The following is a 25,802-nucleotide window of genomic DNA, read 5'->3' as shown; positions in this document are numbered from 1 at the left end:
CAGCCGGGTTCACCAGATAGGACGTTGTGGAGCAGCTGGAAATGCCGTGGCTGTAGAGACTGGTTGGAAATAACGCCTATACCCAATCCATCTAATGTGGAAGGTCTCCTGTGGGAGCGAGCCTGCTCGCGATGGCGATTTATGAGCCCGTTCAACTTCGGCTGACCATCCGCTATCGCGAGCAGGCTCGCTCCCACAGGTATTTTCCGGCAATAAAAAACCCCGCAGCTTTCGCGACGGGGTTTTGGGTGCAGCCAATCAGCACTTAGTGGTGCTCGCGCGTCGCACGGAATTTCACGTCCGGCCAGCGCTCTTCCATCAGGGCCAGGTTGACGCGGGTCGGCGCGAGGTAGGTCAGGTGACCGCCGCCGTCCAGTGCCAGGTTTTCCACAGCCTTGTTGGAGAATTCCTCCAGCTTCTTCTTGTCGCTGCATTCGATCCAGCGCGCGGAGTACACGGTGATCGGCTCGTAGGAGCACTCGACCTTGTATTCCTCTTTCAGGCGGCTGGCGACCACATCGAACTGCAGCACACCGACGGCGCCGAGGATGATGTCGTTGCTGCGTTCCGGGAAGAACACCTGGGTCGCGCCTTCTTCGGCGAGCTGTTGCAGGCCCTGGCGCAGTTGCTTGGATTTCAGCGGGTCGCGCAGGCGTACGCGGCGGAACAGTTCCGGGGCGAAGTGCGGGATACCGGTGAAGCCCAGGGTTTCGCCTTCGCTGAAGGTGTCGCCGATCTGGATCGTGCCGTGGTTGTGCAGACCGATGATGTCGCCGGCGTACGCTTCTTCCAGCTGTTCACGCTCGGAGGAGAAGAACGTCAGGGCGTCGCCGATGCGCACGTCCTTGCCGGTTCGCACGTGGCGCATCTTCATGCCTTTCTCGTACTTACCGGAGCAGATACGCATGAAGGCGATGCGGTCGCGGTGCTTCGGGTCCATGTTCGCCTGGATCTTGAAGATGAAGCCCGAGAACTTCTCTTCCACCGGCTCCACGGTGCGCTCGTTGGCCACACGTGGCAGCGGGCGCGGGGCCCAGTCGACCACGGCGTCGAGTACGTGGTCGACACCGAAGTTGCCCAGTGCGGTACCGAAGAACACCGGGGTCAGTTGACCGTCGAGGAACTCCTGCTGGTTGAACTCGTGGCAGGCGCCCTGCACCAGCTCCAGCTGCTCGAGGAAACGATCGTACTCATCGCCCAGGTGTGCGCGGGCTTCGTCGGAATCGAGCTTCTCGATGATCTTGGTTTCGGTGCGTTCGTGACCGTGACCGGCGGTGTAGACAATGATGTAGTCGTCCGCCAGGTGGTACACGCCCTTGAAGTCGCGGTAGCAACCGATCGGCCAGGTGATCGGCGCAGCCTTGATCTTCAGGACGGCTTCGATCTCGTCGAGCAGTTCGATCGGGTCGCGGATGTCACGGTCGAGTTTGTTGATGAAGCTGACGATCGGCGTGTCACGCAGACGGCAGACGTCCATCAGCGCGATGGTACGTGGCTCTACGCCTTTACCGCCGTCGAGGACCATCAATGCCGAGTCCACCGCGGTCAGGGTGCGGTAGGTGTCTTCGGAGAAGTCTTCGTGGCCCGGGGTGTCGAGCAGGTTGATCATGTGTTCGCGATACGGGAACTGCATGACCGACGTAGTAATCGAGATGCCCCGCTGCTTTTCCATCTCCATCCAGTCGGATGTCGCGTGGCGGTCGGATTTACGGGATTTCACCGTACCGGCCACAGCAATCGCCTTGCCCATCAGCAAGAGCTTTTCGGTGATGGTGGTTTTACCGGCATCGGGGTGGGAAATAATGGCGAAAGTGCGGCGTTTCGCGACTTCGGCGGCCTGTCTGGTCATGGGAAATCGCCTGGCGGTGATTCAAAAAAGGGCGGCGATTATAGCCCAACTCGATTCAATAACCGAACCGTTGAGCACATTAAGGGTGGCCAAATGCTGCCTCAGATGGGAACCTTTTAAAGCACGGAGACGTCCATCCCCTGTAACGACATTTCGTCAGGGGCTGAAAAATCAGCAAGTTAGCCTGACGAGGCTGCGCTCATGGCTGGCTTTCAGACCGCTTTTGCCGGGCTGAAAAAAAGCTGCTTCTCGCGAACACTGACTCCGGCAGCCAGGCATGGCATGCCACACGGAGCAGCGGTCGCCGACTAAAAAAAAGGAGTCCGCCTGTGGCTATCCGCTATGGCAAAGGGCTGATGGGAGGTGCGGTGGTGATCGCGCTCCTGGCCCTGCTGGTCCACTGGATCGGCATCAACACGATCGAACACTACCGCGACGATTTGTTGTTTTACCTGCAAGCTCACCTGATTCTCGTCCTCGCTTCAATGCTGGCCGCCCTGGTCGTGGGCATTCCCGCCGGTATATTCCTGAGCCGCCCGACCATGGTCGGCCGCGCCGAACGCTTCATGCAGATCTTCAACATCGGCAACACCGTGCCGCCGCTGGCCGTGCTCGCGATTGCCCTGGGGATTCTCGGCATCGGCAGCGGTCCGGCGATCTTCGCTTTGTTCCTCGCCTCGCTTTTGCCGATTGTGCGCAACACCTATGAAGGCCTGAAAAACGTCCAGGGCTCACTGAAAGAGGCCGCTGTCGGGATCGGCATGACGCCGCGTCAGGTGCTGTGGAAAGTCGAATTGCCCAACGCCGTGCCGATCATCGTCGGCGGTGTGCGGGTCGCGCTGGCGATCAACGTCGGTACCGCGCCGCTGGCCTTCCTGATCGGCGCCAACAGCCTCGGCAGCCTGATCTTCCCCGGCATCGCCCTGAACAATCAGCCGCAACTGCTGCTCGGCGCCGCGTGCACCGCGCTGCTGGCCCTGCTGCTCGATGGCGTGGTCACCCTCGCCAGCCGTCTCTGGCTGGAACGCGGTTTGCGCCCGTCTTGAGGCTTTGCGAAGGAATATTTATGAAAAGACTTAGTTTGATTCTGGGCTGCGTGCTGCTCTTCGCAGGCATCGCCCAAGCCGCTGACAAACCGGTGATTCGCCTTGGCGCCCGGGTATTCACCGAGCAGACCCTGCTCGCGGAAATCACCGCGCAATACCTGCGCAGCAAAGGCTACGACGCGCAGATCACCGGTGGCCTGGGCAGTAACCTGGCCCGCAGCGCCCACGAAACCGGGCAACTGGACATGCTCTGGGAATACACCGGTGTGTCGCTGGTGGCCTACAACCATGTCACTGAAAAACTCGACAGCGCACAGTCCTACGCCCGGGTGAAAGAACTCGATGCAAAGAAAGGCCTGGTCTGGCTCACGCCGTCGAAATTCAGCAACACCTACGCCCTCGCCCTGCCGAAAAAAGTGGCCGAGCAATACCCGCAAATCCACACCATCAGCCAGTTGAACGACGTGTTGAAGGCTGAAGCCAAGACCAACCACCTGGTGGCGCTGGACACCGAGTTCGCCAACCGCTCCGACGGTCTGGACGGCATGGTCAAGCTCTACGACATGAACCTGACCCGCAAGAACATCCGGCAGATGGACGCCGGACTGGTCTACACCGCGCTGCGTAACGGCCAGGTGTTCGCCGGTCTGGTCTACACCACCGACGGTCGCCTCAATGCTTTCGGCCTGAAGCTTTTGGAAGACGACAAGCATTACTTCCCGGACTACACCGCCGCGCCAGTGGTGCGTCAGGCCTACCTCGACGCCCACCCGCAACTGGCCGAGCAACTCAAGCCGCTGGCCGAACTGTTCGACGACGAAACCATGCGCCAGCTCAACGCGCGGGTCGATGTCGATCACGAGAGCCCGTCGAAAGTCGCTGCCGATTTCCTGCGCCAGCATCCACTGAACTAAAGGAGGAAAAGTCATGGAATTTTTGAACGCCTTTTCCCACCTCGACTGGCAGCAGGTGATGCACCTGACCTGGCAGCACATCACCCTGGTCGGCATCGCCGTCAGCCTGGCAATCCTCATCGGCGTGCCGCTGGGCATTTTGATGACGCGCTTCCCGAGCCTCGCCGGCCCCTTGCAGGCCAGCGCCACGGTATTGCTCACCGTGCCGTCGATTGCCCTGTTCGGCCTGCTGCTGCCGTTCTACTCGAAGTTCGGCCAGGGCCTCGGCCCGATGCCGGCGATCACCGCTGTGTTCCTTTATTCACTGCTGCCGATCATGCGTAACACCTACCTTGCCCTGACCGGTGTCGAACCGGGCATCCGCGAAGCCGCGCGCGGCATCGGCATGACCTTCGGCCAGCGCCTGCGCATGGTCGAGTTGCCGATCGCCGTGCCGGTGATCCTCGCCGGCGTACGCACTGCCGTGGTGATGAACATCGGTGTGATGACCATTGCCGCGACCATCGGCGCCGGCGGCCTCGGCGTGCTGATCCTCGCCTCCATCAGCCGCAGCGACATGTCGATGCTCATCGTCGGCGCGCTGCTGGTCAGTCTTCTGGCGATCTTCGCCGACCTCATTTTGCAGTGGCTGCAACGTTCGCTGACTCCAAAAGGACTCCTCAAATGATCGAACTTCAAAACCTCAGCAAGACCTTCCAAAGCAACGGCAAAGATGTGAAAGCCGTGGACTCGGTAAGCCTGACCGTCAATGAAGGCGAAATCTGTGTGTTCCTCGGGCCATCGGGTTGCGGCAAAAGCACCACGCTGAAAATGATCAACCGCCTGATCAAGCCGACCTCGGGCAAGATCCTGATCAACGGCGAAGACACCACCGACCTCGACGAAGTGACCCTGCGCCGCAACATCGGCTACGTGATCCAGCAGATCGGTCTGTTCCCGAACATGACCATCGAAGAGAACATTGTCGTGGTGCCGAAACTGCTCGGCTGGGACAAACAGAAATGCCACGACCGCGCCCGCGAACTGATGAGCATGATCAAGCTTGAACCCAAGCAGTATCTGCATCGCTACCCGCGCGAACTGTCCGGTGGCCAGCAGCAACGGATCGGCGTGATCCGTGCGCTGGCGGCGGATGCACCGCTGCTGCTGATGGACGAACCGTTCGGCGCGGTCGACCCGATCAACCGCGAGATGATCCAGAACGAATTCTTCGAGATGCAGCGGGCGCTGAACAAGACCGTGATCATGGTCAGCCACGACATCGACGAAGCGATCAAGCTCGGCGACAAGATCGCGATCTTCCGCGCCGGCAAGTTGCTGCAGATCGATCATCCGGACACCCTGCTCGCTCATCCGGCGGACGACTTTGTCAGCAACTTCGTCGGTCAGGACAGCACCCTCAAACGTCTGCTGCTGGTCAAAGCCGAAGACGCCGCGGACAACGCGCCGTCGGTGAGCCCGGAAACCCCGGTGGCCGATGCGCTGGAGTTGATGGACGAGCATGACCGTCGTTATGTCGTCGTCACTGACGCGGAGAACAAGGCTCTGGGTTATGTGCGCCGTCGCGACCTGCACCGTCAGACCGGCACCTGTGCGCAATTCCTCCGCGAGTTCAACGCCACCGCTGCCTACGACGAGCATTTGCGCATCCTGTTGTCGCGCATGTACGAGTTCAATCGCTCATGGCTGCCAGTGATGGATGCCGAGCGTGTGTTCCTTGGCGAGGTCACCCAGGAGTCGATTGCGGCTTACCTGAGTTCGGGCCGTTCGCGCGGAATGAAGACCAATATCGTGTCACCGGCCGAAGCGGTGGCCTGATCAAATGCAAAAGGGCTGTTCGACAGCCCTTTTTTTCGACCGCCGGAATCTGAAAGCCGTGATTATTTTGCCGACTATGAGCCGGCAAGAAATATCAACACGTCAGAAGGTTGAACCCGCCCGAAGATCTCTGCCTCAACCAGCAACTTCCCTCGCACCTCCCCTTCTCGCCGCCAACGTCGCCGATGTTGAAGTGAACGCACTTATCTGAGACTTGGCACACATCAGCGTCGAACGTGCAGGTATTTTTAACACCTGAAAATTATTGCGGAACATCTGGCCGTCATCTCGGTCGGGTACAAAGAGTGATATCCGCGACGTACGTCAGAAGCGTGCAAAAACGCGACATTTTTAGTTGATCTCAGGCCCCTCACGCCCTAAAGTTCGCGCCGAACGTCCATGCTGGAAACGATCCATCCGGCTCAAGTACTGACGACGAGACAGCAAGGCCAAGGGAAAGAAAGCTTCATTTCCCATGGCCTTTTTGCTTTCGGCGACATGCCTTGGGAAGTAGGCGAACCAAAGTGGGGATACGGAGGACGTTCAGGAGGGTGTGTCATCAATGAATTCACGAGTGCGCCGGGCATGCTTTTGCGCAGGGCAAGGCGCGAGGCCCGCAGTTTGGTTGTTCCAAATAAGGGACGAGCAACGGAGCCCTGCGCAAAAGCAGGCCCGGCCCTTCGGGTTGTGCCTGAGCGCGCGCCATGCTGCGTTGCAGGCCTTGCGAAGGGAGCAACCATTAGCTGCGGCCTGCGCCTTGCCTGGCACGCGCTCAGGCACAACGCACTCGCGAATTCATTGATGACACACCCTCGCACCCATTGATTAACTTTGTTTGCCAGTAGGAGAGTTCCCAGCATGTCGATCCAGGTCGAAGACTATTTCGCGCGCGAAACCTTTCAGAAAATGAAGGCGTTCGCCGACAAACAGGAAACCCCGTTCGTGGTGATCGACACCGCGATGATCGCCCAGGCCTACGATGACCTGCGCGCCGGTTTCGAATTCGCCAAGGTCTACTACGCGGTCAAGGCCAACCCGGCCGTCGAGATCATCGACCTGCTCAAAGAGAAAGGTTCGAGCTTCGACATCGCCTCGATCTATGAGCTGGACAAAGTGCTGAGCCGCGGCGTGAGCGCGGACCAGATCAGCTACGGCAACACCATCAAGAAATCCAAGGACATTCGCTACTTCTATGAGAAGGGCGTGCGTCTGTTCGCCACCGACTCGGAAGCCGACCTGCGCAACATCGCCAAGGCCGCACCGGGCGCCAAAGTCTATGTGCGCATTTTGACCGAAGGCTCGACCACGGCCGACTGGCCACTGTCGCGCAAGTTCGGCTGCCAGACCGACATGGCCATGGACCTGCTGATCCTCGCCCGCGATCTGGGCCTGGTGCCGTACGGCATCTCGTTCCACGTCGGTTCGCAACAGCGTGACATCAGCGTCTGGGACGCGGCGATCGCCAAGGTCAAAGTGATCTTCGAACGCCTGAAAGAAGAAGACGGCATCCACCTGAAGCTGATCAACATGGGCGGTGGCTTCCCGGCCAACTACATCACCCGCACCAACAGCCTGGAAACCTACGCCGAAGAAATCATCCGCTTCCTGAAGGAAGACTTCGGTGATGACCTGCCGGAAATCATCCTGGAGCCAGGTCGTTCGCTGATTGCCAACGCCGGCATCCTGGTCAGTGAAGTGGTGCTGGTCGCGCGTAAATCCCGCACCGCCGTCGAGCGTTGGGTTTATACCGATGTGGGCAAATTCTCCGGCCTGATCGAAACCATGGACGAAGCAATCAAGTTCCCGATCTGGACCGAGAAGAAAGGCGAGATGGAAGAAGTCGTGATCGCCGGCCCGACCTGCGACAGCGCCGACATCATGTACGAAAACTACAAGTACGGCCTGCCGCTGAACCTGGCGATCGGTGATCGCCTGTACTGGCTGTCGACCGGTGCGTACACCACCAGTTATAGCGCCGTAGAGTTCAATGGTTTCCCACCGCTGAAATCGTTCTACGTGTAAGCGATGCTGGCGTAATGCAAAAAGCCCATGACGTGTCATGGGCTTTTTTACGGCTGCGATTCAGGCACTCTGTAACTCGGTGCAACGGTGAGCGTAGGCCTGCGCAAGCGCCTGGATTCGCGGATCGGTTGCGCTCGCCAGCGTCTGGCTGGCCACGCGCAGGAAATTCAGGTTGCCGCCGGCCAGCGCTTTCTCCAGCCAGGTGAGCGCGTCATCGATCCGCCCCTCATCTGCCAACACCGCTGCATAGCTGAATTGCCCGCGAAAGTCCCCGCCTTCGGCCGAACGTCGATACCAGTCACGAGCCGCTGCGGGATCCGCCGCACACACCTGCCCTTCCTCCAGATAACGCCCAAGCAGGTTCATCGACTTGGCATGCCCGACCTCGGCCGCGCTTTGATACAGCGCGATGGCCTGAAGATGATCGACCGCTACACCGCGCCCGGTCGCCAGAAGATTGGCGAGGTTATACATCGCCCAATCCAACCCGGCATCCGCTGCAACGCGATATTGCTGGGCGGCAACCGCTGCGTCCGCCACGCAACCCCAACCGTGTTCATGACAGCGGCCGAGCATGTTGCGCGCCATCAGATGACCTTGCCCGGCGGCAATCTCAAACCAGCGCAAGGCCAGCGGCTGGTCCTGAGCGATCCCGTGACCATCGAGCAGGATCTGCCCGAGCAGCGCCTGCGCTTCCAGCACGCCCTCACCCGCCGCGATCAGAATCGCCTGAGCCGCGCGAGCCGGGCTTTCTTCGAGCATGGCCGTGAGGCGTTCGCCGTCGAGGACTTCTTCGCGACGTAACCGAAAGTCCGCCACTTACACCTCGACCCAGCGACGCAGCAGGTTGTGGTAAGTGCCGGTGAGGCGGATCAGCGAAGGGTGATCGGGCATGTCCTGGGTCAGTTGCTGGATCGCGCCGTCCATCTCGAACAGCAAGGCACGCTGGCTGTCTTCGCGCACCAGACTTTGAGTCCAGAAGAACGAGGCATAACGCGCGCCGCGAGTGACTGCATTGACCTTGTGCAGGCTGGTGCCGGGATACAAGACCATGTCGCCGGCGGGAAGCTTCACTCGCTGGGTGCCGAAGGTGTCCTGGATCTCCAGCTCGCCGCCGTCGTAATCCTCTGGCTCGCTGAAGAACAGCGTGGCCGACAGATCAGTGCGCACCCGCTCGATGCTGCCCTTGGGCTGGCGCACCGCGTTGTCGATGTGGAAATCGAAACTGCCGCCCGCCGAGTAGCAGTTGAGTAACGGCGGGAATACTTTGTGCGGCAGCGCGGCCGACATGAACAGCGGGTTTTTCCACAGGCGTTCGAGCATCGCCGCGCCGATTTCCTTCGCCAGCGGATGGCCTTCCGGAAGCTGCAGATTGTGCTTGGCCTTGGCCGATTGATAGCCGGCGGTGATCTTGCCATCGGCCCAGTCGGCCTGTTCCAGCGCCTCGCGAATACGCTGCACTTCGTCTTTCGCGAACAGCCCGGGGATGTGCAGCAGCATGGCAATGTCACCTGATGGCAAAGAGGCGGCAATGGTATTGATTCTTATTGACTGTGTAAAACCCGCTAGACGAATGAACTGGTAAAAACCGTAAGGTTAAATTGTAAAGAATGTAAATTTGTCGCGAATAGTAATGTTTCGCAATTGATACGAATACCTGTTTACCCTATATTCCGCCGCCTCAAATCCTTGGGGAGGGGAATAAAAATGGCACGTCAACTCGCACAATTACCGGTCAGTTCACCGCGTCTGCTCGCTTCCGCCATCGGCGTGGCAATTACCGCCGGCTCCGCAGGCCACATGGTGTTCGCCGCCGAAAAAACCGACAGCAAAGCCACCGGCAATGCCATCGCCCTGGACGCCACCGCCATCACCGGCGAAGCCCAGGACTCGACGTCCTACCAGGTCGAGAAAGCCTCCTCGCCCAAGTACACCGCGCCACTGGTTGATACCCCGCGCTCGGTCACCGTTATCCCGCAACAAGTCCTGAAGGACACCGGCGCCCTGAACATGCAGGATGCGCTGCGCACCGTACCGGGCATCACCTTCGGTGCCGGTGAAGGCGGCAACCCGCAGGGAGACCGTCCGTTCATCCGTGGTTTCGACGCCCAAGGCGACACCTACCTAGACGGCGTGCGCGACACCGGTTCCCAGAGCCGCGAAATCTTCGCCGTGGAAAACATCGAAGTCAGCAAGGGCCCGAACTCCGCCATCGGCGGTCGCGGCGCAGCTGGCGGCAGCATCAACCTGGTGAGCAAGAAAGCGCACCTGGGCAACTCGTTCGACGGTGGCTTCACCTGGGGCTCCGACCAGACCCAACGCTACACGATGGATGGCAACTACCAGTTCAGCGACACCGCTGCCGGCCGTCTGAACCTGATGAGCCACGAGAGCAACGTCGCCGGTCGCGACAAAGTCGACTACGACCGTTGGGGCATCGCGCCGTCCCTGGCCTTCGGCCTGGGCACCGACACCCGCGTCAACCTCGACTACTACCATCTCGAAAGCAACGACACGCCGGACTCGGGCATCCCTTACACGATTCCGGCCGGTGGCTCGGCGGCGCGCACCAAGTCCAACCCGGACAAGCCGTACGCCGGCGGCGATCACAGCAACTTCTACGGTCTGGATCGCGACTTCCGCAAGGGCCGCACCGACACCGCGACCTTCGCCATCGAGCATGACCTGAGCGACTCGCTGACGATCAAGAACACCCTGCGTCACGGCACCAGCATGCAGGATTACATCCTGACCCAGCCCGACGACAGCAAAGGCAACGTGAACAACGGCAGCGTCTGGCGTCGTGCGAACACTCGCGTGAGCAACACCGAGACCACCACCAACCAGACCGACCTGTTCGGCAACTTCTACGTTGCCGGCTTCAAGAACAGCTTCTCCACCGGTGTCGAATACACCCGTGAGGAAAGCAGCAAATCCTCGTACAACGTCAACACCGACACCACGCCGCGCACCTCGGCCGTGACCACCAACTGCAACCCGAGCCTGATCGGTGCTGCCAGCGGCTACAATTGCACCTCGCTGTCGAACCCGAACCCGAACGATCCGTGGAACGGCGCAATCTCGCGCAACTACGCCGGCACCGACACCCAGTCCGATACCTACGCGCTGTATGCGTTCGACACCCTGGAGCTGTCCGAGCAATGGCTGGTAAACATGGGTCTGCGTTACGACCACTTCGAAACCGGCTACAAGACCTACACCGCCGCCGGCAACACCACCTCCAAAGGTTCTGACACCAGCGAGTTCGTCACCGGCCAGTTCGGCGTCGTTTACAAACCGGCAGAGAACGGCAGCATCTATGCGTCCTACGCCACCTCCGCCACACCCCCGGGCAACACCCTGGGTGAAGGTCAGGAAGGCAACCCGCTGGGCGGCACGCCGGATCGCAACGGCAACCTGCTCAAGAGCGACATGGAGCCGGAAACCACCAAGAACTACGAAATCGGCACCAAGTGGGATCTGCTGAACGATCGCCTGTCGCTGACCGCCGACATCTTCCGCACCGAGAAAGAAAACGCGCGTGTCCAGGTGGATACCACCTCGTACGAAAACGCCGGCAAGACCCGCGTTCAAGGTATCGAGCTGTCCGCCAGCGGCAAGATCACCGACAAGTGGCAAGTGTTCGCCGGTTACGCCTACATGGACAGCGAACAGATTGACGGTGGCGACCTGCCGGCCAACAAGGCCAACAACGGTAACGAGCTGCCTAACACGCCGAAAAACAGCGCCAGCCTGTGGACCACTTACCAGGTCACGCCGAAGCTGACTATCGGTGGCGGTGCGTTCTACGTGGATGACGTGTTCGGCAGCGTGGCCAACACCACCATGGTCGATTCCTACGTTCGCTACGACGCGATGGCTGCGTACAAGCTGAGCAAGAACGTCGACCTGCAACTGAACGTGCAGAACCTGACCAACGAAACCTACTACGACAAGGCCTTCTCGACTCACTTCGCCAACCAGGCGGCGGGCCGTACGGCATTGCTGAGCACCAACTTCCACTTCTGATCGAAGAGGGAAGTACCGGGCCCCGTTCATTCATTTGAGCGGGGCTTTTGTGCGTAATAAAGAACGTTTCTCGATAGGCCACGGCATAATGCACGCCGTGAACACAATTTCCGAACGGACAAGGCAAGCGACGTGTTGAAGAAAACCCTGTTCCAGTTGCACTGGTTTTTTGGCATCACTGCCGGGCTGGTGCTGGCCCTGATGGGCATCACCGGTGCTGCCTATTCGTTTCAGGACGAAATCCTCAAAGCCCTCAACCCTTCCGTGTTGCAGGTCGAGAAGCAGGTCGCTGGCGTCCTGCCGCCCGCCGACCTGGTGGCGCAGATCGAAGCGGCCTCGGGCAAGAAAGTCTCGATGCTCTCGGTCGAGACCGAAAGCGGCAGCGCCGGCCGCGTCTGGTTCACCCCGCCCAAAGGCGAGCGCCGGGGCGAGATGCGCTACTTCGATCCCTACACCGCCGAGTTCAAGGGCGATGCCACCGGCCAGGACTTCTTCGGCCTGATGCTGCAACTGCACCGGTTTCTCGCCATGGGCGATACCGGTCGCAACATCACCGGCGCCTGCACCCTGATGCTGCTGTTCTTCTGCCTGTCCGGCCTGTACCTGCGCTGGCCGCGCCAGTGGAACAGCTGGCGCGTGTGGCTGACCCTCGACTGGAAGAAAAAGGGCCGCAGCTTCAACTGGGATCTGCACTCGGTGTTCGGCACCTGGTGCATGCTGGTTTACCTGCTGCTGGCACTGACCGGACTGTCCTGGTCCTACGAGTGGTACAACAAGGGCCTGACCAAATTGCTTTCCGATGCGCCGCAAAACGAGCGCGTGCGCGGCGGTCGTGGCCCGGCCCCCGAAGGTCCGGCGCCGACTGCCGATTACGCCGCGATGTGGGTCAGCATCTACAGCGCCGCAGGCCCGGGCCTCGCCTCCTACAACATCCGCATGCCGCCGGTGGCCGGCCAACCGGCGACCGTGTTCTATCTGCTCGACAGCTCGCCCCATGACCGCGCGCTGAACCAGATCACCCTCGACCCGGCCACCGGCGTCGTCAAACGCGTCGACCGCTACGCCGACAAGAGCTTCAAGGCGCAATTGCTGACCAGCATTTACGCGCTGCATGTCGGCAGCTATTTCGGATTGGTCGGACGGATCATCGTCACCGTCGCGGCGGTGTTGATGCCGCTGTTCTTCATCACCGGCTGGTTGCTGTATCTGGATCGCCGCCGCAAGAAAAAGCAGATCAAGGATGCCCGCAAGGGTCTCGACCAACCGGCCGGCGATACACCGGCGTGGCTGATCGGTTTCGCCAGCCAGAGCGGTTTTGCCGAGCAACTGGCGTGGCAGACCGCCGGCCAGTTACAGGCGGCCGGATTGCCGGTGAAGGTGCAGCCGCTGGCGAATGTCAGCGAGCAGGATCTGCGCGAATCGAACAACGCGCTGTTCGTGGTCAGCACCTTCGGCGACGGCGAAGCGCCGGACAGCGCTCGCGGTTTCGAGCGCGAAGTGCTGAAGAACGCCTCGACCCTCGACAGCCTCAATTACGCGGTGCTCGGCCTCGGCGACCGTCAGTATCAGCACTTCTGCGGTTTCGCCCGACGCCTGCATCAATGGCTGGGCGAACACGGCGGCAAGACCCTGTTCGCCCCGGTGGAAGTCGACAGCGGCGATCCTTACGCCCTGCGTCACTGGCAGACCCAGCTTGGCCTGCTCACCGGGCAAGCGCCGGTCGACACCTGGCAGGCGCCGAGCTACGAGAACTGGACGCTGGTGCGCCGCGACCTGATGAACCCGGACAGCAGCGGATCCCCCGTCTTCCTGCTCGGCCTGACCGCGCCGACCTCCCGCAGCTGGCTGGCCGGCGATCTGGTGGAAGTACTGCCACGCAACTGCCCGTGGGCGATCGAGCATTTCCTCGACGGCCTCGGCATCCGTGGTGAAACCAGCGTCAAGGTCAACGGCCTGGAAGAGTCGCTGGAGGTCGCCCTCGCCACCCGCCAGCTGCCCGAGCATCGCGCACATCTGGTGGGCCTGCACGCTCAGGCGCTGGTCGATGCGATGGTGCCGCTGGCGATGCGCGAGTACTCGATCGCCTCGATTGCCGCCGACGGCGTGCTGGAGCTGATCGTGCGTCAGGAACAACACGCCGACGGCAGCCTCGGCATCGGTTCCGGCTGGCTGACCGAGCATGCTCCGGTCGGCGGCAGCATCAGCCTGCGGGTCCGCCGCAACAGCGGTTTCCATCTGCCGAACGCTCCGGTGCCAATGATCCTGCTGGGCAACGGCACTGGCCTCGCCGGGCTGCGCAGCTTGCTCAAGGCGCGGATCGCCGACAATCAGCAGCGTCATTGGCTGCTGTTTGGCGAGCGCAATCGCGAGCACGATTTCCTCTGCCGTGCGGAGCTGGAAGAGTGGTTGATCAATGGCGATCTGGAACGCCTGGATCTGGCGTTCTCGCGGGATCAGTCCGAGAAGATTTACGTGCAGGATCGTCTGCGCGAATCGGCCGGCGAGTTGAAGAAATGGCTGGCGGACGGTGCGGTGATTTACATCTGCGGCAGCCTTCAAGGCATGGCGTCGGGCGTGGATCAGGTGCTCAATGAAGTGCTGGGCGCCGCTGAAGTCGAACGCCTGATCGAACAGGGTCGCTATCGCCGCGACGTTTACTGATTCACCTTGGGTCACTGTGGGAGCAACCTTGCTCCCACAGGTTCAGCGCTGCATTCAGACCGGCTGCAGCTTCTGCTCGAACACCGCAACACCCTCCAGATCCCGCAACACCACGCTCATCTCCCCGCTCTGCCCATCAATATTCACCTCTCCGAAAAACTGAAAACCGGCAAACGGTGAAGCGTTTTGCGTCGGGGGCGCTTTCTGAAACACCACTTGCGGGCCAAAGGTCTTGTCCAGCGGATTGGGTCCGAAACTGCCGGCGTTCAACGGTCCTGCGACAAACTCCCAGAACGGTTCGAAATCCTGGAACGCCGCGCGATCAGGGTGATAGTGATGCGCCGCGCAGTAATGCACGTCCGCCGTCAGGAACACGAAATTGCGCACCTGCTGCGCGCGCAAAAAGCCCAGCAGTTCGGCGATTTCCAGCTCACGTCCCTGCGCCGGGCCAGGGTCGCCGTTGGCGACCGCTTCCCAGCGCGCAACACCGGGACTGACCTCGCCATCCGGCACGCCAAGACCAATCGGCATGTCGGCGGCGATGACTTTCCACTGGGCTTTAGAGGCCTTCAATCCGCGCTTGAGCCAGTTCAGTTGATCACGCCCGAGGAATGGTTTTTCCGCCCCGAGATTGTCATCGTTGGCCCCGCGATAACTGCGCATGTCGAGCACGAACACATCGAGCATCGGCCCGTAACTGAGCTTGCGATAGATCCGCCCGCCGCCATCTGCGGCCTGCAAACGCATCGGCGAATATTCGAGCCAGGCCTGGCGCGCACGACCGACCAGGGTGTGGATATTTTTTTCCTGATAACGCTCGTCGAGCTGTTTGCCCGGCGACCAATTGTTGACCACCTCATGGTCGTCCCACTGCCAGATCTGCGGCACTTCGGCATTGAAGCGGCGGACGTTTTCGTCCATCAGGTTGTAGCGGTAATTGCCGCGATAATCGTCGAGGGTTTGGGCGACCTTGCTCTTGGCTTCGGTGGTGAGGTTGCGCCAGATCCGGCCACCTTCCGTGGTCAGTTGCGCCGGCACCGGGCCGTCGGCGTAGATGGTGTCGCCGCTGTGGATAAAGAAGTCCGGCAGGCGCATGCGCATGGCTTCATAGATGCGCATGCCGCCGATATCGGGGTTGATGCCGAAGCCCTGGCCGACGGTGTCGCCGCTCCACACGAAGCGGATATTGCGCCGCGCGGTCGGTGCACTGCGCAAGTGACCGAGCCACGGTTCGCTGGCGACGCCGGTGCGGGCGTCCTTGAAATACACGCGGTAGAAAATCGCCTGATCGGCGGGCAGCCCGGTGAGTTCGACGCGAGCGGTGAAATCGCTGCGGGCATCAGCCAGCGCGGAAACGACACGACGTGGATGGCGGAACTGGCTGCGGGTGTCCCACTCCACCACCATCTGCGCCGGGCGGTCGGCGCGGCTCCAGATCATCGCGCGGTCGCCCTGCAAGTCGCCGGATTGCACGCCGTCAGTGAGTTGCGGTCGATCCTTGACCGACGCGATCACGGCCGGCGCCAGCCCCGGCATCAGCAGTCCGGCGCCGACGGCTTGCATCACGCGCCGGCGACCGGGATTGAAATCGCTCATGGTGTTCTCCCTGAAAAAAGGAAAACTTAAGCACTGCTAGATGAAAGGGGTGTGACACCTCACGCCTTCGCGGGCTCCAGCGCCAGCTCCACGGCTTCCGGCCGCTTGACCAGCGCATACACCACCGCCGTCAGCAGGCTCCCCGCGACGATTGCCAGCAGGTACAACAGCGCATGGTTGATCGCATTCGGAATCGCCAGCACGAACAGCCCACCGTGCGGCGCCATCAGCTTGCAGCCGAAATACATCGACAACGCACCGGTCAACGCACCGCCGGCAATGCTCGCCGGGATCACCCGCAACGGGTCTTTCGCGGCAAACGGAATCGCCCCTTCGGAGATGAAGCACAACCCGAGCACCAGCGCCGCTTTACCGGCTTCGCGTTCAGTCTGGGCGAACTTGCGCCGGGCGATGAACGTGGCGATGCCGAGACCAATCGGCGGCACCATGCCGGCGGCCATGGTCGCGGCCATCGGTGCGTAACTTTGCGAGGCCAGCAGCCCCACCGAGAATGCATACGCGGCCTTGTTGATCGGCCCGCCGAGGTCGACGCACATCATGCCGCCCAGCAGCACACCCAGCAGGATCGCGTTGGTGGTGCCCATGCTGTCGAGGAAATGCGTCAGCGCCGCGAGCATCCCGGCCACCGGTTTGCCGACCACGTAAATCATCACCAGCCCGGTGAACAGGCTGGCGAACAACGGAATGATCAGAATCGGTTTCAGCGCTTCGAGACTTTGCGGGAGCGCCACATACCGACTGATCGCCTTGGCCGCGTAGCCTGCGATAAAACCGGCAACGATCCCGCCAATGAAGCCGGCGCCCAGGGTGCTCGCCAGCAAACCACCGATCATGCCCGGCGCGAGTCCGGGGCGGTCGGCAATCGACCAGGCGATGTAACCGGCCAGCAGCGGCACCATCAACTTGAACGCGGTCTCGCCGCCGATCTGCATCAGCGCCGCCGCCAGCGTGCCTTCTTCCTTGAATGCAGTGATGCCGAACACGAACGACAAGGCGATCATCAGACCACCCGCCACCACCATTGGCAGCATGAACGACACACCGGTCAGCAGGTGTTTGTAGACGCCGCTTTTCTCTTGTTTGGCCGGGGCCTTGCCTTCGCCGGCAGCGCTTTCCACGACACCTTCGGCCAAGGCTTTTTTCAGCGTGGCTTCGGACTGCTTCAACGCAATCCCGGTGCCGCAGCGATAGATTTTCTTACCGGCGAAACGCTCGGTCGCGACTTCGATATCGGCCGCCAGCAGCACCACGTCAGCCTCGGCGATGGCTGTCGCGCTCAGCGGATTTCGCGCGCCGACCGAGCCTTGGGTTTCGACTTGCAGGTCGTAGCCCAGACGCTTGGCAGCCTGCTGCAAGGCTTCGGCGGCCATGAAGGTGTGGGCGACGCCGGTCGGGCACGCAGTGACCGCGACCAGTCGCGGCGCTTGCGCGCTGGCAACCACCGGCGGCGCTTCGGCAGCGACGTAAACCTCGGCCTCGACGGCGCCACGCCGCAGTACTTCTTCGACATCCTGCAGGGCTTGCGCCGGTGCAATCCGAAAGACTTTCTTGCCGATGAACCGGGTCATGTCCACCGGTCCCGTGGCCACCAGCAACACCCACTCGGCAGCCTCGATGGTGGCCGCCGACAATTCACGTTCCGGGTGCGCCGCGTCCACCACTTCGACGCTGGTGCTCCAGCCCTGACGCTGGGCCGCGGCATCCAGCAGCCGGGCGCACAGCACACTGGTGACCATGCCGTTCGGGCAGGCCGTGACAATGGCTAACTTCATGACAAACCCTCTTATTGTTCTGTCAGGGGGCGCACGCGCACGCCCTGTTCGAGCTGCGCCAGTTGCGCGGCATCGTGAATACCGAAACCGATCTGGGTCACCGCCTGCGCCGCAATCGCGGTGGCCGTGCGCAGGGTTTGCTCCGGCGTGTCGGCGCTGAGCAGACCGTGGAGCATGCCGGCCAGCAACGAATCGCCGGCACCGACCGTGCTGGCGACGCTGACTTTCGGCGGCGTCGCGTGCAGCGCCGAGCCGACGCTGAACCAGTTCACACCGTCGGCGCCGTGGGAAATCACCACATGCTCGATGCCCTGGGCGTGCAACCGATTGGCCGCTTCAGCCTGAGACGCGTGGGACACCACTTCACAACCCAGCGCATCGGCCAGTTCTTCGGTGTTCGGCTTGATCAGCCACGGACCGGCCTTGAGCGCCGCACGCAAGGCATCGCCGCTGGTGTCCAGGGCGACTTTCAGGCCCAACGCCTTCAAACGCTCGACCAACTCGCGCAGCCACTGTGCAGTCACGCCGCGCGGCAAACTGCCGGCCACCACCACCGCGTCATGCCCCGGCGCGATCTGCACCAGACGCTCCAGCAACGCCTGTTGCGCCACCACGCCCACAACCGGGCCCGGGCCATTGATGTCGGTGATGCGTCCATCCTGTTCCGCCACCTTGATGTTGCTGCGGGTCTCGCCGGGCACCCGGATAAACGCATCGGTGAAGCCACGTTTGGCGAACAGGGTTTCGAAGGCTTGCAGATTGTCTTCGCCGAGAAAGCCGCTGACCGTCAGTTCATGACCGAGGTCGGCCAGCACTTGTGCGACGTTGACGCCCTTTCCGGCGGCGTGGGTGTGCATCTCGTCGCTGCGGTTGACCTGACCGGCCTCCAGACGTGGCAACTGCACCGTAAGGTCCAGCGCCGGGTTGAGGGTCAGGGTGAGAATCTTGGCCATTACAGGGCCTCCACTAATGCGCGCACTTCGTTGGCGCTGCCTACGGCCAGGGCTTGTTGAGCAAGGGTTTGCGATTGCGTCAGGCTGAGTTCGCGGATGCGTGCCTTGACCTCGGCGATGCTGCGCCCGGAGACGCTCAGTTCATCCACACCGAGGCCGACCAGCACCGGCACCGCCAGCGGATCCGCCGCCAGCTCGCCGCACACACCGACCCATTTGCCATGGGCATGGGCCGCGCGCACGGTGATGTCGATCAGTTGCAGCACCGCCGGGTGCAGGCCGTCAGCCTGGGCGGACAGGGTCGGATGACCACGGTCGATGGCCAGGGTGTATTGGGTCAGGTCGTTGGTGCCGACGCTGAAGAAATCCACTTCTTTGGCCAGCACCGGTGCCAGCAACGCGGCAGACGGCACCTCGATCATGATCCCCAGTTGCAGGTCAGCAACCGGGATTTCCAGGCGCAGCCGTTCGGTCATGTCGCGGGCCTGACGCCACTCTTCGACGCTGCCGACCATCGGGAACATGATCCGCAATGGTCGGTTGTCCGCCGAACGCAGCAAGGCGCGCAACTGCGCTTCCATGATCTGCGGACGCTGCAAGGTCAGGCGAATCCCGCGTACGCCGAGGAACGGGTTTTCTTCCTTGGCGATCGGCCAGTACGGCAGCGGTTTGTCGCCGCCGACATCGAGGGTGCGCACCACCAGCGGCCGACCGGCGAGGCCGTCGAGGACGCGGCGGTATTCGGCTTCCTGAGTCGCCTCGTCCGGCGCTTGCGGGTGGGCCATGAAAATCAGTTCGGTGCGCAGCAGGCCGATGCCTTCGGCGCCCTGCTCCACCGCGCTGATCACACCGGCGCTCTCACCGATGTTGGCAAACACTTCCACGGCGTGGCCGTCGGTGGTGTGCGCCGGTTGATGACGTTGTTCGGCGGCGGCTTTCAGGCGTTGTTCGCGGGTGTCGCGTTCTTCGCTGGCGCGTTGCAGGGTCGCGGCGTCCGCGTCCACATGCAGGCGACCGCGCTGGCCGTCGAGCAGCAACGGCGTGCCGGGCTTCAGCAGCAACACCGCTGAGCCCGCACCGACCAGCGCCGGAATGCCCAGCGCGCGAGCCACGATGGCGCTGTGCGCGGTGGCGCCACCACGGGCGGTAAGAATCCCCGCGACCCGCGCCGGATCCAGACGCGCCACGTCGGACGGACCGACCTCATCCATCACCAGAATGTACGGTTGCTCAGGCTCGGCGGGCGTCTGCACGCCACACAGTTGCGCCAGCACCCGACGACCGATGTCGCGCAGGTCGGCGGCACGTTCAGCGAGCAACGCGTCCTGCAACGCTTCCTGTTGTTTCGCGGCGGCCTCGATCACGGCCATCCAGGCTGCTTCGGCGCTTTCGCCTTGCTTGAGGCGAGTGTCGACTTCGTCGGTGAGTTCCGGGTCGTCGAGCATTTCCTGGTGGGTGATGAAAATCTCGCGGATTGCCTTGGCCTTGCTGCGTTCGATCAGGCCCTGAATGTCCTGACGCACGTCGGCCAGCGCTTGCTTGAGACGCTCGCGCTCGATGGCAGCGGACTCGCCGCGCAACGGGTAATCGATGGTTTGCTGGACCTGAATGTGCGCCGGGCCGATGGCGATGCCGGGGGCGGCAGGAATCGCTTGCAGCAGACTGCCGGAGGCCGGGGCGGTCAGCACTTCTGCAATATCCGTAATCACTTCGCGCTGCTGACTGACTGCAGGCAACGGTTCGACTTCTTCGCCGAGGCCTTCTTCGATGGCGGCCAGCAACGCAGGCAAGGCATCGGCAGCGATGCTCGGTTCGGCGATAATTTCCAGCACCTGCCCGCGACGAGCGCCAAGGCTCAGCAGTTTGCTCAGGCTTTTCACCGATACGGCGCTGTCCTGACCGTCGACGATGCGCACACGGATTTCGCCGTCAAAACTTTTCGCCAGTTGCGCGAGGATCTTCGCCGGCCGCGCGTGCAGACCATGGGCATTGGCGAGTGCGATACGCGCACTCGGCCAATCAGCCGGCAACTCGCCGCCGAGCACTTCGAGGACTTTGCGGCTGCTGGTGGCGCGGCCCAGTTCATGGCCGCGACCTTCGATCAGCAACGCGCACAACCGCTCAAGCAACGCCTGATGCGCTTCACCCAGACTGGCCAGACAGAACAGACCGCTGAGCGGCTGGCCGAGGTAGCGCATCGGTTTGTCCGGCGTGACGAACGCCAGCCCTGGACGCTTCACGGTCTGTTCGCTGTGCAGCCACCACAGGCCATCGCCCAGCGGCAGCGCTTCAACTTGCTGCAACACCCCTGCGAAACCGTTGCTCACGCAATCGGCCTGGCGCAGCAGACGTGCCCCGCGCCAGACCAATTCTTCGAAATCGTCGGCGGAAACCCCGAGGCCAATCATCTGCGCATCCAGCGCCAGCTCTTGCGGCGCGCCTTGCAGCAGTTTCAGCAGCGCTTCGGGCGAACTCGCGCGGCGCAGGGCCTGACCCAGATCGGTCTCGCCGAGGGCGCGGGTCAGCAGTTGCAGCAGGCGCAGGTGTTCGTCGGATTTGGCGGCGATGCCGATGGCCAGATAAACGATCTGGCCATCGCCCCAGTCCACGCCGTCGGGAAACTGCATCAGGCGCACGCCGGTGGCGAACACCTGATCGCGGGTTTCGGGCGTGCCGTGGGGGATCGCAATGCCTTGGCCGAGGAAGGTCGAACCCTGAGCCTCCCGGGCCTGCAGGCCGGCGAGGTATCCGTCGGCGACCAGACCATCGGCGACCAGATGACTGGCCAGCAATTGCAAAGCGGCGGGTTTATCCACAGCCGACTGGCCCATGGATATCTGCTCTACAGTGAGCTCGAGCATGCGATCTCCTTTTTGGCGCGGTGGTGCGCCAGGTATTGTTTTGAATGGTTGCAGCTTAGGCGCTGTAGGCCATCCTTTTCAGGAGGCAGTTTTGGCGGTTTCACGGCAGAACCGGCAAAAGGCGTCTAAAACGTAGAAAATACGCTTGCTGAAACGTTTAATCTAGATTGATCGGCACGTTACTCGATAATGTCCCATCCTTGAAGTCCAACTTGTCGGATGCGCTGCGACAATGGTCGCCTGCCTGAATCGGGTAGGATTGGCGAAAATGTCGCGGCAAGCTCGAAAAAACAAGGAAATCCCGGGTTGAAACTCAGTGATATCGCGCGGTTGGCCGGAGTGTCCGTGACCACCGCCAGCTACGTCATCAACGGCAAGGCCGAACAGCAACGCATCAGCACCGCCACCGTCGAGCGGGTGCGGGCGGTGGTCGATCTGCACGGCTTTACCCCCAATCCACAGGCGGCCGGGCTGCGCAGTCGGCACACCCGGACCCTGGGTTTTATCCTGCCGGATCTGGAAAACCCCAGTTACGCGCGGATCGCCAAACTGCTGGAGCAAGGCGCCCGTGCGCGGGGCTATCAGCTGCTGATCGCCAGCTCCGACGATGCACCGGACAGCGAGCGGCAACTGCTGCAACTGTTCCGCGCCCGACGCTGCGATGCGTTGATCGTCGCCAGTTGTCTGCCGGCCGGTGACGACAGTTATCGCCAGTTGCAGGCCAAGGGTCTGCCGATCATTGCCATCGACCGGGTGATGGATGCCGAGCATTTCTGTTCGGTGGTCAGCGATGACCGCGAAGCCAGCCTGCACCTGACCGAAAGCCTGCTCGACCCGCAGCCGAAACAGATCGTGCTGCTGGGCGCCCGCCCGGAACTGAGCATCAGCCAGGAACGTGAAGCCGGGTTCAAGCAAGCCCTGGCCGGGTTCAAGGGCGAAGTGCTGATCGAACACGCCGAGTCCTTCAGCCGCGAGTGCGGCAAGCAGTTGATGGAAGAACTCCTGCAACGCCTCGGGCATTTGCCGGATGCGCTGGTGACCACGTCCTACGTACTGTTGCAGGGCGTGTTCGACGCGCTGCATGACTTCCCGTTAAAAAACCGCCCGCTGCGCCTCGGCACATTCGGCGACACCCAGTTGCTCGACTTCCTGCCGCTGCCGGTCAACGCCATGGCCCAGCAGCACCAGTTGATCGCCGACAAGGCGCTGGAACTGGCACTCGCAGCGGTCGAGCAATCGGACTATCAGCCTGGCGTGCAAGCCATTGCCCGTACCTTCAAGCAGCGTATTCACCGGGATTGAGCCGTGGAGCTGATCGACAGCCACACCCATCTGGACTTCCCCGACTTCGACGCCGACCGCGCGGCGCTGCTCACCGAAAGCCGCGCCCTCGGGGTGCGGCGAATGGTGGTGCTCGGGGTCTACGAGGGGAACTGGCAGCGGGTGTGGGATCTGGTGCAAAGCGACGCCGATTTGTACGCTGCGTTCGGATTGCATCCGGTCTATCTCGATCAGCATCGGCCTGAAGACCTGCATGCACTGGGCGATTGGCTGACACGGCTGAAGGGTCATCGGCAGCTGTGTGCGGTCGGCGAAATCGGCCTGGACTACTTCATCGAAACCCTCGACCGCGAACGCCAGCAAGCGCTTTTCGAGGCACAACTACAATTGGCGGCAGATTTTGAACTGCCGGCATTGATCCATGTGCGGCGCAGCCATGCGGCGGTGATCGCCACGCTCAAGCGCTTCAAGCTCAAACGCGCCGGCATCATTCACGCCTTCGCAGGCAGCCGTGAAGAAGCGCGGGAATACATCAAGCTCGGTTTCAAACTCGGCCTCGGAGGTGCACCGACCTGGCCGCAGGCGTTGCGCATGCATAGGGTGCTGGCCGACTTGCCGCTGGATTCGGTGGTATTGGAAACCGACTCACCGGACATGGCACCCGCCATGTTCCCCGGCGTGCGCAATACGCCGGCGCATTTGCCGGCGATCTGCACGTCACTCGCCGCTTTGATGAACATCGATCCGGAACAACTGGCCGCCGCCAGTACGGCTAACGCTTGCCAACTGTTTCACTGGTAAACAGTCGGCAGGACACGTCAAACCCGGAACGCGCTGATCAACTGCTTCAACTCGACCACCTGCGCCGACAACGCGCGGCTGGCATCTTCGGTCTGATGCGCACCTTCTGCGGTGCGCTCGCCGGCACGGTTGATCTCGACGATGTTCTGGTCAATGTCGTGGGCCACGGCGGTCTGCTGCTCGACGGCGGCGGCGATTTGCTGATTCTGGTCGACGATCATGCCGACAGCGCCGAGGATGTTTTCCAGCGCCTGCTGGACCTTTTCTGACTGCCCCACCGTGCCGTTGGCCATCTGATGGCTGACGCCCATGGCCTTCACCGCCGCACCGACGCCACCGTGAAGCTTGGCGATCATCTGCTCGATTTCTTCGGTCGATTGCTGAGTGCGTTTGGCCAGCGTCCGGACTTCGTCAGCGACCACGGCAAAACCGCGCCCCTGTTCGCCCGCCCGCGCAGCCTCGATCGCGGCATTGAGCGCCAGCAGATTGGTCTGTTCGGCGATGCTCTTGATCACTTCCAGAACGCGGCTGATCGACTGACTGTCGCTGGCCAACTGGTTGATCACCAGCACCGACTGATCGATTTCGCTCGCCAGTGCCGCGATGCTGCCCTGCTGCGATTCCACCAGTCCGCGACCACTGATGGTTTCGTCGTTCACGCTGTGGGCGCTGCTGACCGCGGCCGCCGCACTGCGTGCCACCTCCAGCGACGTTGCCGACATCTGGTTCATCGCCGTCGCCACTTGTTCGATCTGTGCGCGTTGCCCGGCGACCGCCTGATTGCTTTGCGCCGAAACGTTTTCCACCTGCCCCGCCTGCCGCTCGACCTCGCCAACGGTGTGGCCGACCCGTTCGATCAGGTCATGGATCTTCCTCACCGTACCGTTGAACACTTCGCCCAACTCGCCGAGTTCATCGCGGCTGTTGGCGCGGAAATTCACTGTCATGTCGCCTGCCGCGACTTTATCCATCATGGCGCCGAGGTTTTTCAGGGTGGCGCGAGTCGAGGCGTAGAACCCGCCGTAGAGATAGAAAATCAACACGAACACCACCGACAACGCCACGGCTTGCAGCACCATGTGCGTACGGTTTTGCCCCAGGCGCTGCTGCAATTGGGTGTCGAGGAATTTCAGGGTGGCGTCGTTGAGCTGATAGGTCTGGTCCATCAGCCCGGTGACCTGGTCATAAAACCCCTGCCATGGAGCGTCGAGGGTTTCGGCCATCACCACTTGTTCTTCGATCAGTGTGCCGGCCTGTTTCAGCGATGCCTTGCTGGCATCGGCCGGTGCGCTCAGGGAATCACGGGCAGCTTTGCTCGAGCCCAGCGCGTCCTGCAATTTCAGGCCATATTCGGCCTGAAGTTTTTCGATCTGCACCAGCAGCTCGTCGAAACGGGTGCTCGACGAACTGTTGAGAAAGCCCTGGCCCAATGAATACGAACCCATCGCCCGACCCTCGCCCAACGCCTGAGTAACAGCCGGCGTGATCGAGGTGATCAGCTCGCTGAGCTGGCGAATGTCGCCCTGATTGTCGCGACTCAATCCGGCCTGACTGGCCACGATCTGGCTGAAAATCTGCGCATTGCCCAGCAGTTTGCCGATCAGCGCACTTTTGCTTTGCAGGGAGTTTTCCGCTTGCTGGGCCTTGAAGGCGGCGATCATTTCATCGCGCTTGGTCTCGAAGAACTTGATCTGCTCCGGATCCTCCGTCATGGGCGTCAGCCCTTGCAGGCGCGCCAGGACGTTTTGCTCAAGGCTGGTGATCTGCGCCTCGACATTGCCGGCCTTGCCGGACTGGCCGAGGGTGACGTTGATCTGCACCAGATTGTTGAGGGTTTCCAGATCCCGGCGCAGGTTCAGGCTGCTGCCCAGCAGATCGAGGCTCTGCAGCTCCACCCGGGTGCCCTGGAATTCACGGTAGGAATCACGCACCAGATAGAAATTGGTCACCAGCATTGGCACCAGGAACAGCACGCTGATCAGGCTGAACTTCATGCCGAAGCTCAAGCGGTTCATCAGCGAGACGGCGGGATAGAGCAAGCTCTTCACTGGAAGTCTCCCTTGGTTTTTTCTTGTTTTTATTGGCAGGCGCGGGGCGACAGCAGATAGCCACTATCGGGCGCCATCTCTGTATAGCTCAAATCGAAGGGAGGTTTTGTAACTTAAGGTTAACGAGGGG

Annotated in this window: 17 protein-coding genes; 9 read left to right on the top strand and 8 right to left on the bottom strand. The window is 61.8% G+C overall.

What is annotated here, in order from left to right:
• Positions 1-265 precede the first annotated feature (265 nt).
• Positions 266-1,849, bottom strand: a complete 1,584-nt coding sequence (locus GQX66_RS15460) for a peptide chain release factor 3 (RefSeq protein ID WP_102717839.1) — start codon at positions 1,847-1,849, stop codon at positions 266-268.
• Positions 1,850-2,205: 356 nt separating this feature from the next.
• Between GQX66_RS15460 and GQX66_RS15455 the strand changes: the two genes are divergently transcribed.
• From GQX66_RS15455 to GQX66_RS15435, 5 genes are all read left to right on the top strand, one after another.
• Positions 2,206-2,895, top strand: coding sequence for an ABC transporter permease (locus GQX66_RS15455; RefSeq protein ID WP_172667905.1), 690 nt, complete (start codon positions 2,206-2,208; stop codon positions 2,893-2,895).
• 20 nt (positions 2,896-2,915) lie between these two features.
• Positions 2,916-3,809, top strand: coding sequence for a glycine betaine ABC transporter substrate-binding protein (locus GQX66_RS15450; protein WP_240869957.1), 894 nt, complete (start codon positions 2,916-2,918; stop codon positions 3,807-3,809).
• Between the two features lie 13 nt (positions 3,810-3,822).
• Positions 3,823-4,476, top strand: a complete 654-nt coding sequence (locus GQX66_RS15445) for an ABC transporter permease (protein ID WP_007953690.1) — start codon at positions 3,823-3,825, stop codon at positions 4,474-4,476.
• Positions 4,473-5,627, top strand: coding sequence for an ABC transporter ATP-binding protein (locus GQX66_RS15440; RefSeq protein WP_039769215.1), 1,155 nt, complete (start codon positions 4,473-4,475; stop codon positions 5,625-5,627). The genes GQX66_RS15445 and GQX66_RS15440 overlap by 4 nt, the downstream gene beginning before the upstream one ends.
• An 858-nt stretch (positions 5,628-6,485) precedes the next feature.
• A complete protein-coding gene (locus GQX66_RS15435; protein ID WP_007953693.1) occupies positions 6,486-7,649 on the top strand; it encodes a type III PLP-dependent enzyme in 1,164 nt (387 codons plus the stop codon).
• A gap of 60 nt (positions 7,650-7,709) precedes the next feature.
• On the opposite strand, the gene GQX66_RS15430 is transcribed toward GQX66_RS15435, so the two are convergent.
• Positions 7,710-8,468, bottom strand: a complete 759-nt coding sequence (locus tag GQX66_RS15430) for a sel1 repeat family protein (RefSeq protein ID WP_240869955.1) — start codon at positions 8,466-8,468, stop codon at positions 7,710-7,712.
• Positions 8,469-9,149, bottom strand: a complete 681-nt coding sequence (locus GQX66_RS15425; RefSeq protein WP_085746897.1) for a Fe2+-dependent dioxygenase — start codon at positions 9,147-9,149, stop codon at positions 8,469-8,471.
• A 207-nt stretch (positions 9,150-9,356) separates the two neighbouring features.
• Here GQX66_RS15425 and GQX66_RS15420 point away from each other — a divergent pair, with 207 nt between their 5' ends.
• Both GQX66_RS15420 and GQX66_RS15415 read left to right on the top strand, forming a co-directional pair.
• Positions 9,357-11,678: a TonB-dependent siderophore receptor gene (locus GQX66_RS15420; protein ID WP_134021843.1), complete on the top strand. Its 2,322-nt coding sequence runs from the start codon at positions 9,357-9,359 to the stop codon at positions 11,676-11,678.
• 132 nt (positions 11,679-11,810) lie between these two features.
• The gene (locus GQX66_RS15415) at positions 11,811-14,339 is read left to right on the top strand and encodes a sulfite reductase flavoprotein subunit alpha (protein ID WP_240869953.1); all 2,529 of its coding nucleotides are present in this window, start codon (positions 11,811-11,813) and stop codon (positions 14,337-14,339) included.
• Positions 14,340-14,393: 54 nt separating this feature from the next.
• Here GQX66_RS15415 and GQX66_RS15410 read toward each other — a convergent pair whose 3' ends face one another.
• From GQX66_RS15410 to ptsP, 4 genes are read right to left on the bottom strand one after another with little or no spacing between them, the layout of a single operon-like run.
• A complete protein-coding gene (locus GQX66_RS15410) occupies positions 14,394-15,935 on the bottom strand; it encodes an alkaline phosphatase D family protein (protein ID WP_240869952.1) in 1,542 nt (513 codons plus the stop codon).
• A 59-nt stretch (positions 15,936-15,994) separates the two neighbouring features.
• Positions 15,995-17,728: a PTS fructose-like transporter subunit IIB gene (locus GQX66_RS15405; protein ID WP_240869950.1), complete on the bottom strand. Its 1,734-nt coding sequence runs from the start codon at positions 17,726-17,728 to the stop codon at positions 15,995-15,997.
• 11 nt (positions 17,729-17,739) lie between these two features.
• Positions 17,740-18,681, bottom strand: a complete 942-nt coding sequence (gene pfkB, locus GQX66_RS15400) for a 1-phosphofructokinase (RefSeq protein WP_240869948.1) — start codon at positions 18,679-18,681, stop codon at positions 17,740-17,742.
• Positions 18,681-21,542, bottom strand: a complete 2,862-nt coding sequence (ptsP, locus tag GQX66_RS15395; protein ID WP_240869946.1) for a phosphoenolpyruvate--protein phosphotransferase — start codon at positions 21,540-21,542, stop codon at positions 18,681-18,683. Before ptsP ends, pfkB begins: the two co-directional genes overlap by 1 nt.
• Positions 21,543-21,848: 306 nt before the next feature.
• Here ptsP and cra point away from each other — a divergent pair, with 306 nt between their 5' ends.
• Both cra and GQX66_RS15385 read left to right on the top strand, forming a co-directional pair.
• Complete coding sequence (cra, locus tag GQX66_RS15390; RefSeq protein ID WP_108559555.1) at positions 21,849-22,844, top strand: catabolite repressor/activator; 996 nt, start codon at positions 21,849-21,851, stop codon at positions 22,842-22,844.
• A gap of 3 nt (positions 22,845-22,847) precedes the next feature.
• Complete coding sequence (locus tag GQX66_RS15385; protein ID WP_102687351.1) at positions 22,848-23,624, top strand: TatD family hydrolase; 777 nt, start codon at positions 22,848-22,850, stop codon at positions 23,622-23,624.
• A 17-nt stretch (positions 23,625-23,641) separates the two neighbouring features.
• Here the strand turns inward: GQX66_RS15385 and GQX66_RS15380 are convergent, their stop codons facing one another.
• A complete protein-coding gene (locus GQX66_RS15380) occupies positions 23,642-25,672 on the bottom strand; it encodes a methyl-accepting chemotaxis protein (protein ID WP_240869944.1) in 2,031 nt (676 codons plus the stop codon).
• Positions 25,673-25,802 lie beyond the last annotated feature (130 nt).

It is taken from the genome of Pseudomonas sp. B707, assembly GCF_022496685.1.
Lineage (GTDB): Bacteria > Pseudomonadota > Gammaproteobacteria > Pseudomonadales > Pseudomonadaceae > Aquipseudomonas > Aquipseudomonas paraglycinae.
The sequence above is the reverse complement of the archived record's forward strand: the minus strand, read 5'-3'. Positions and strand labels throughout refer to the sequence as shown.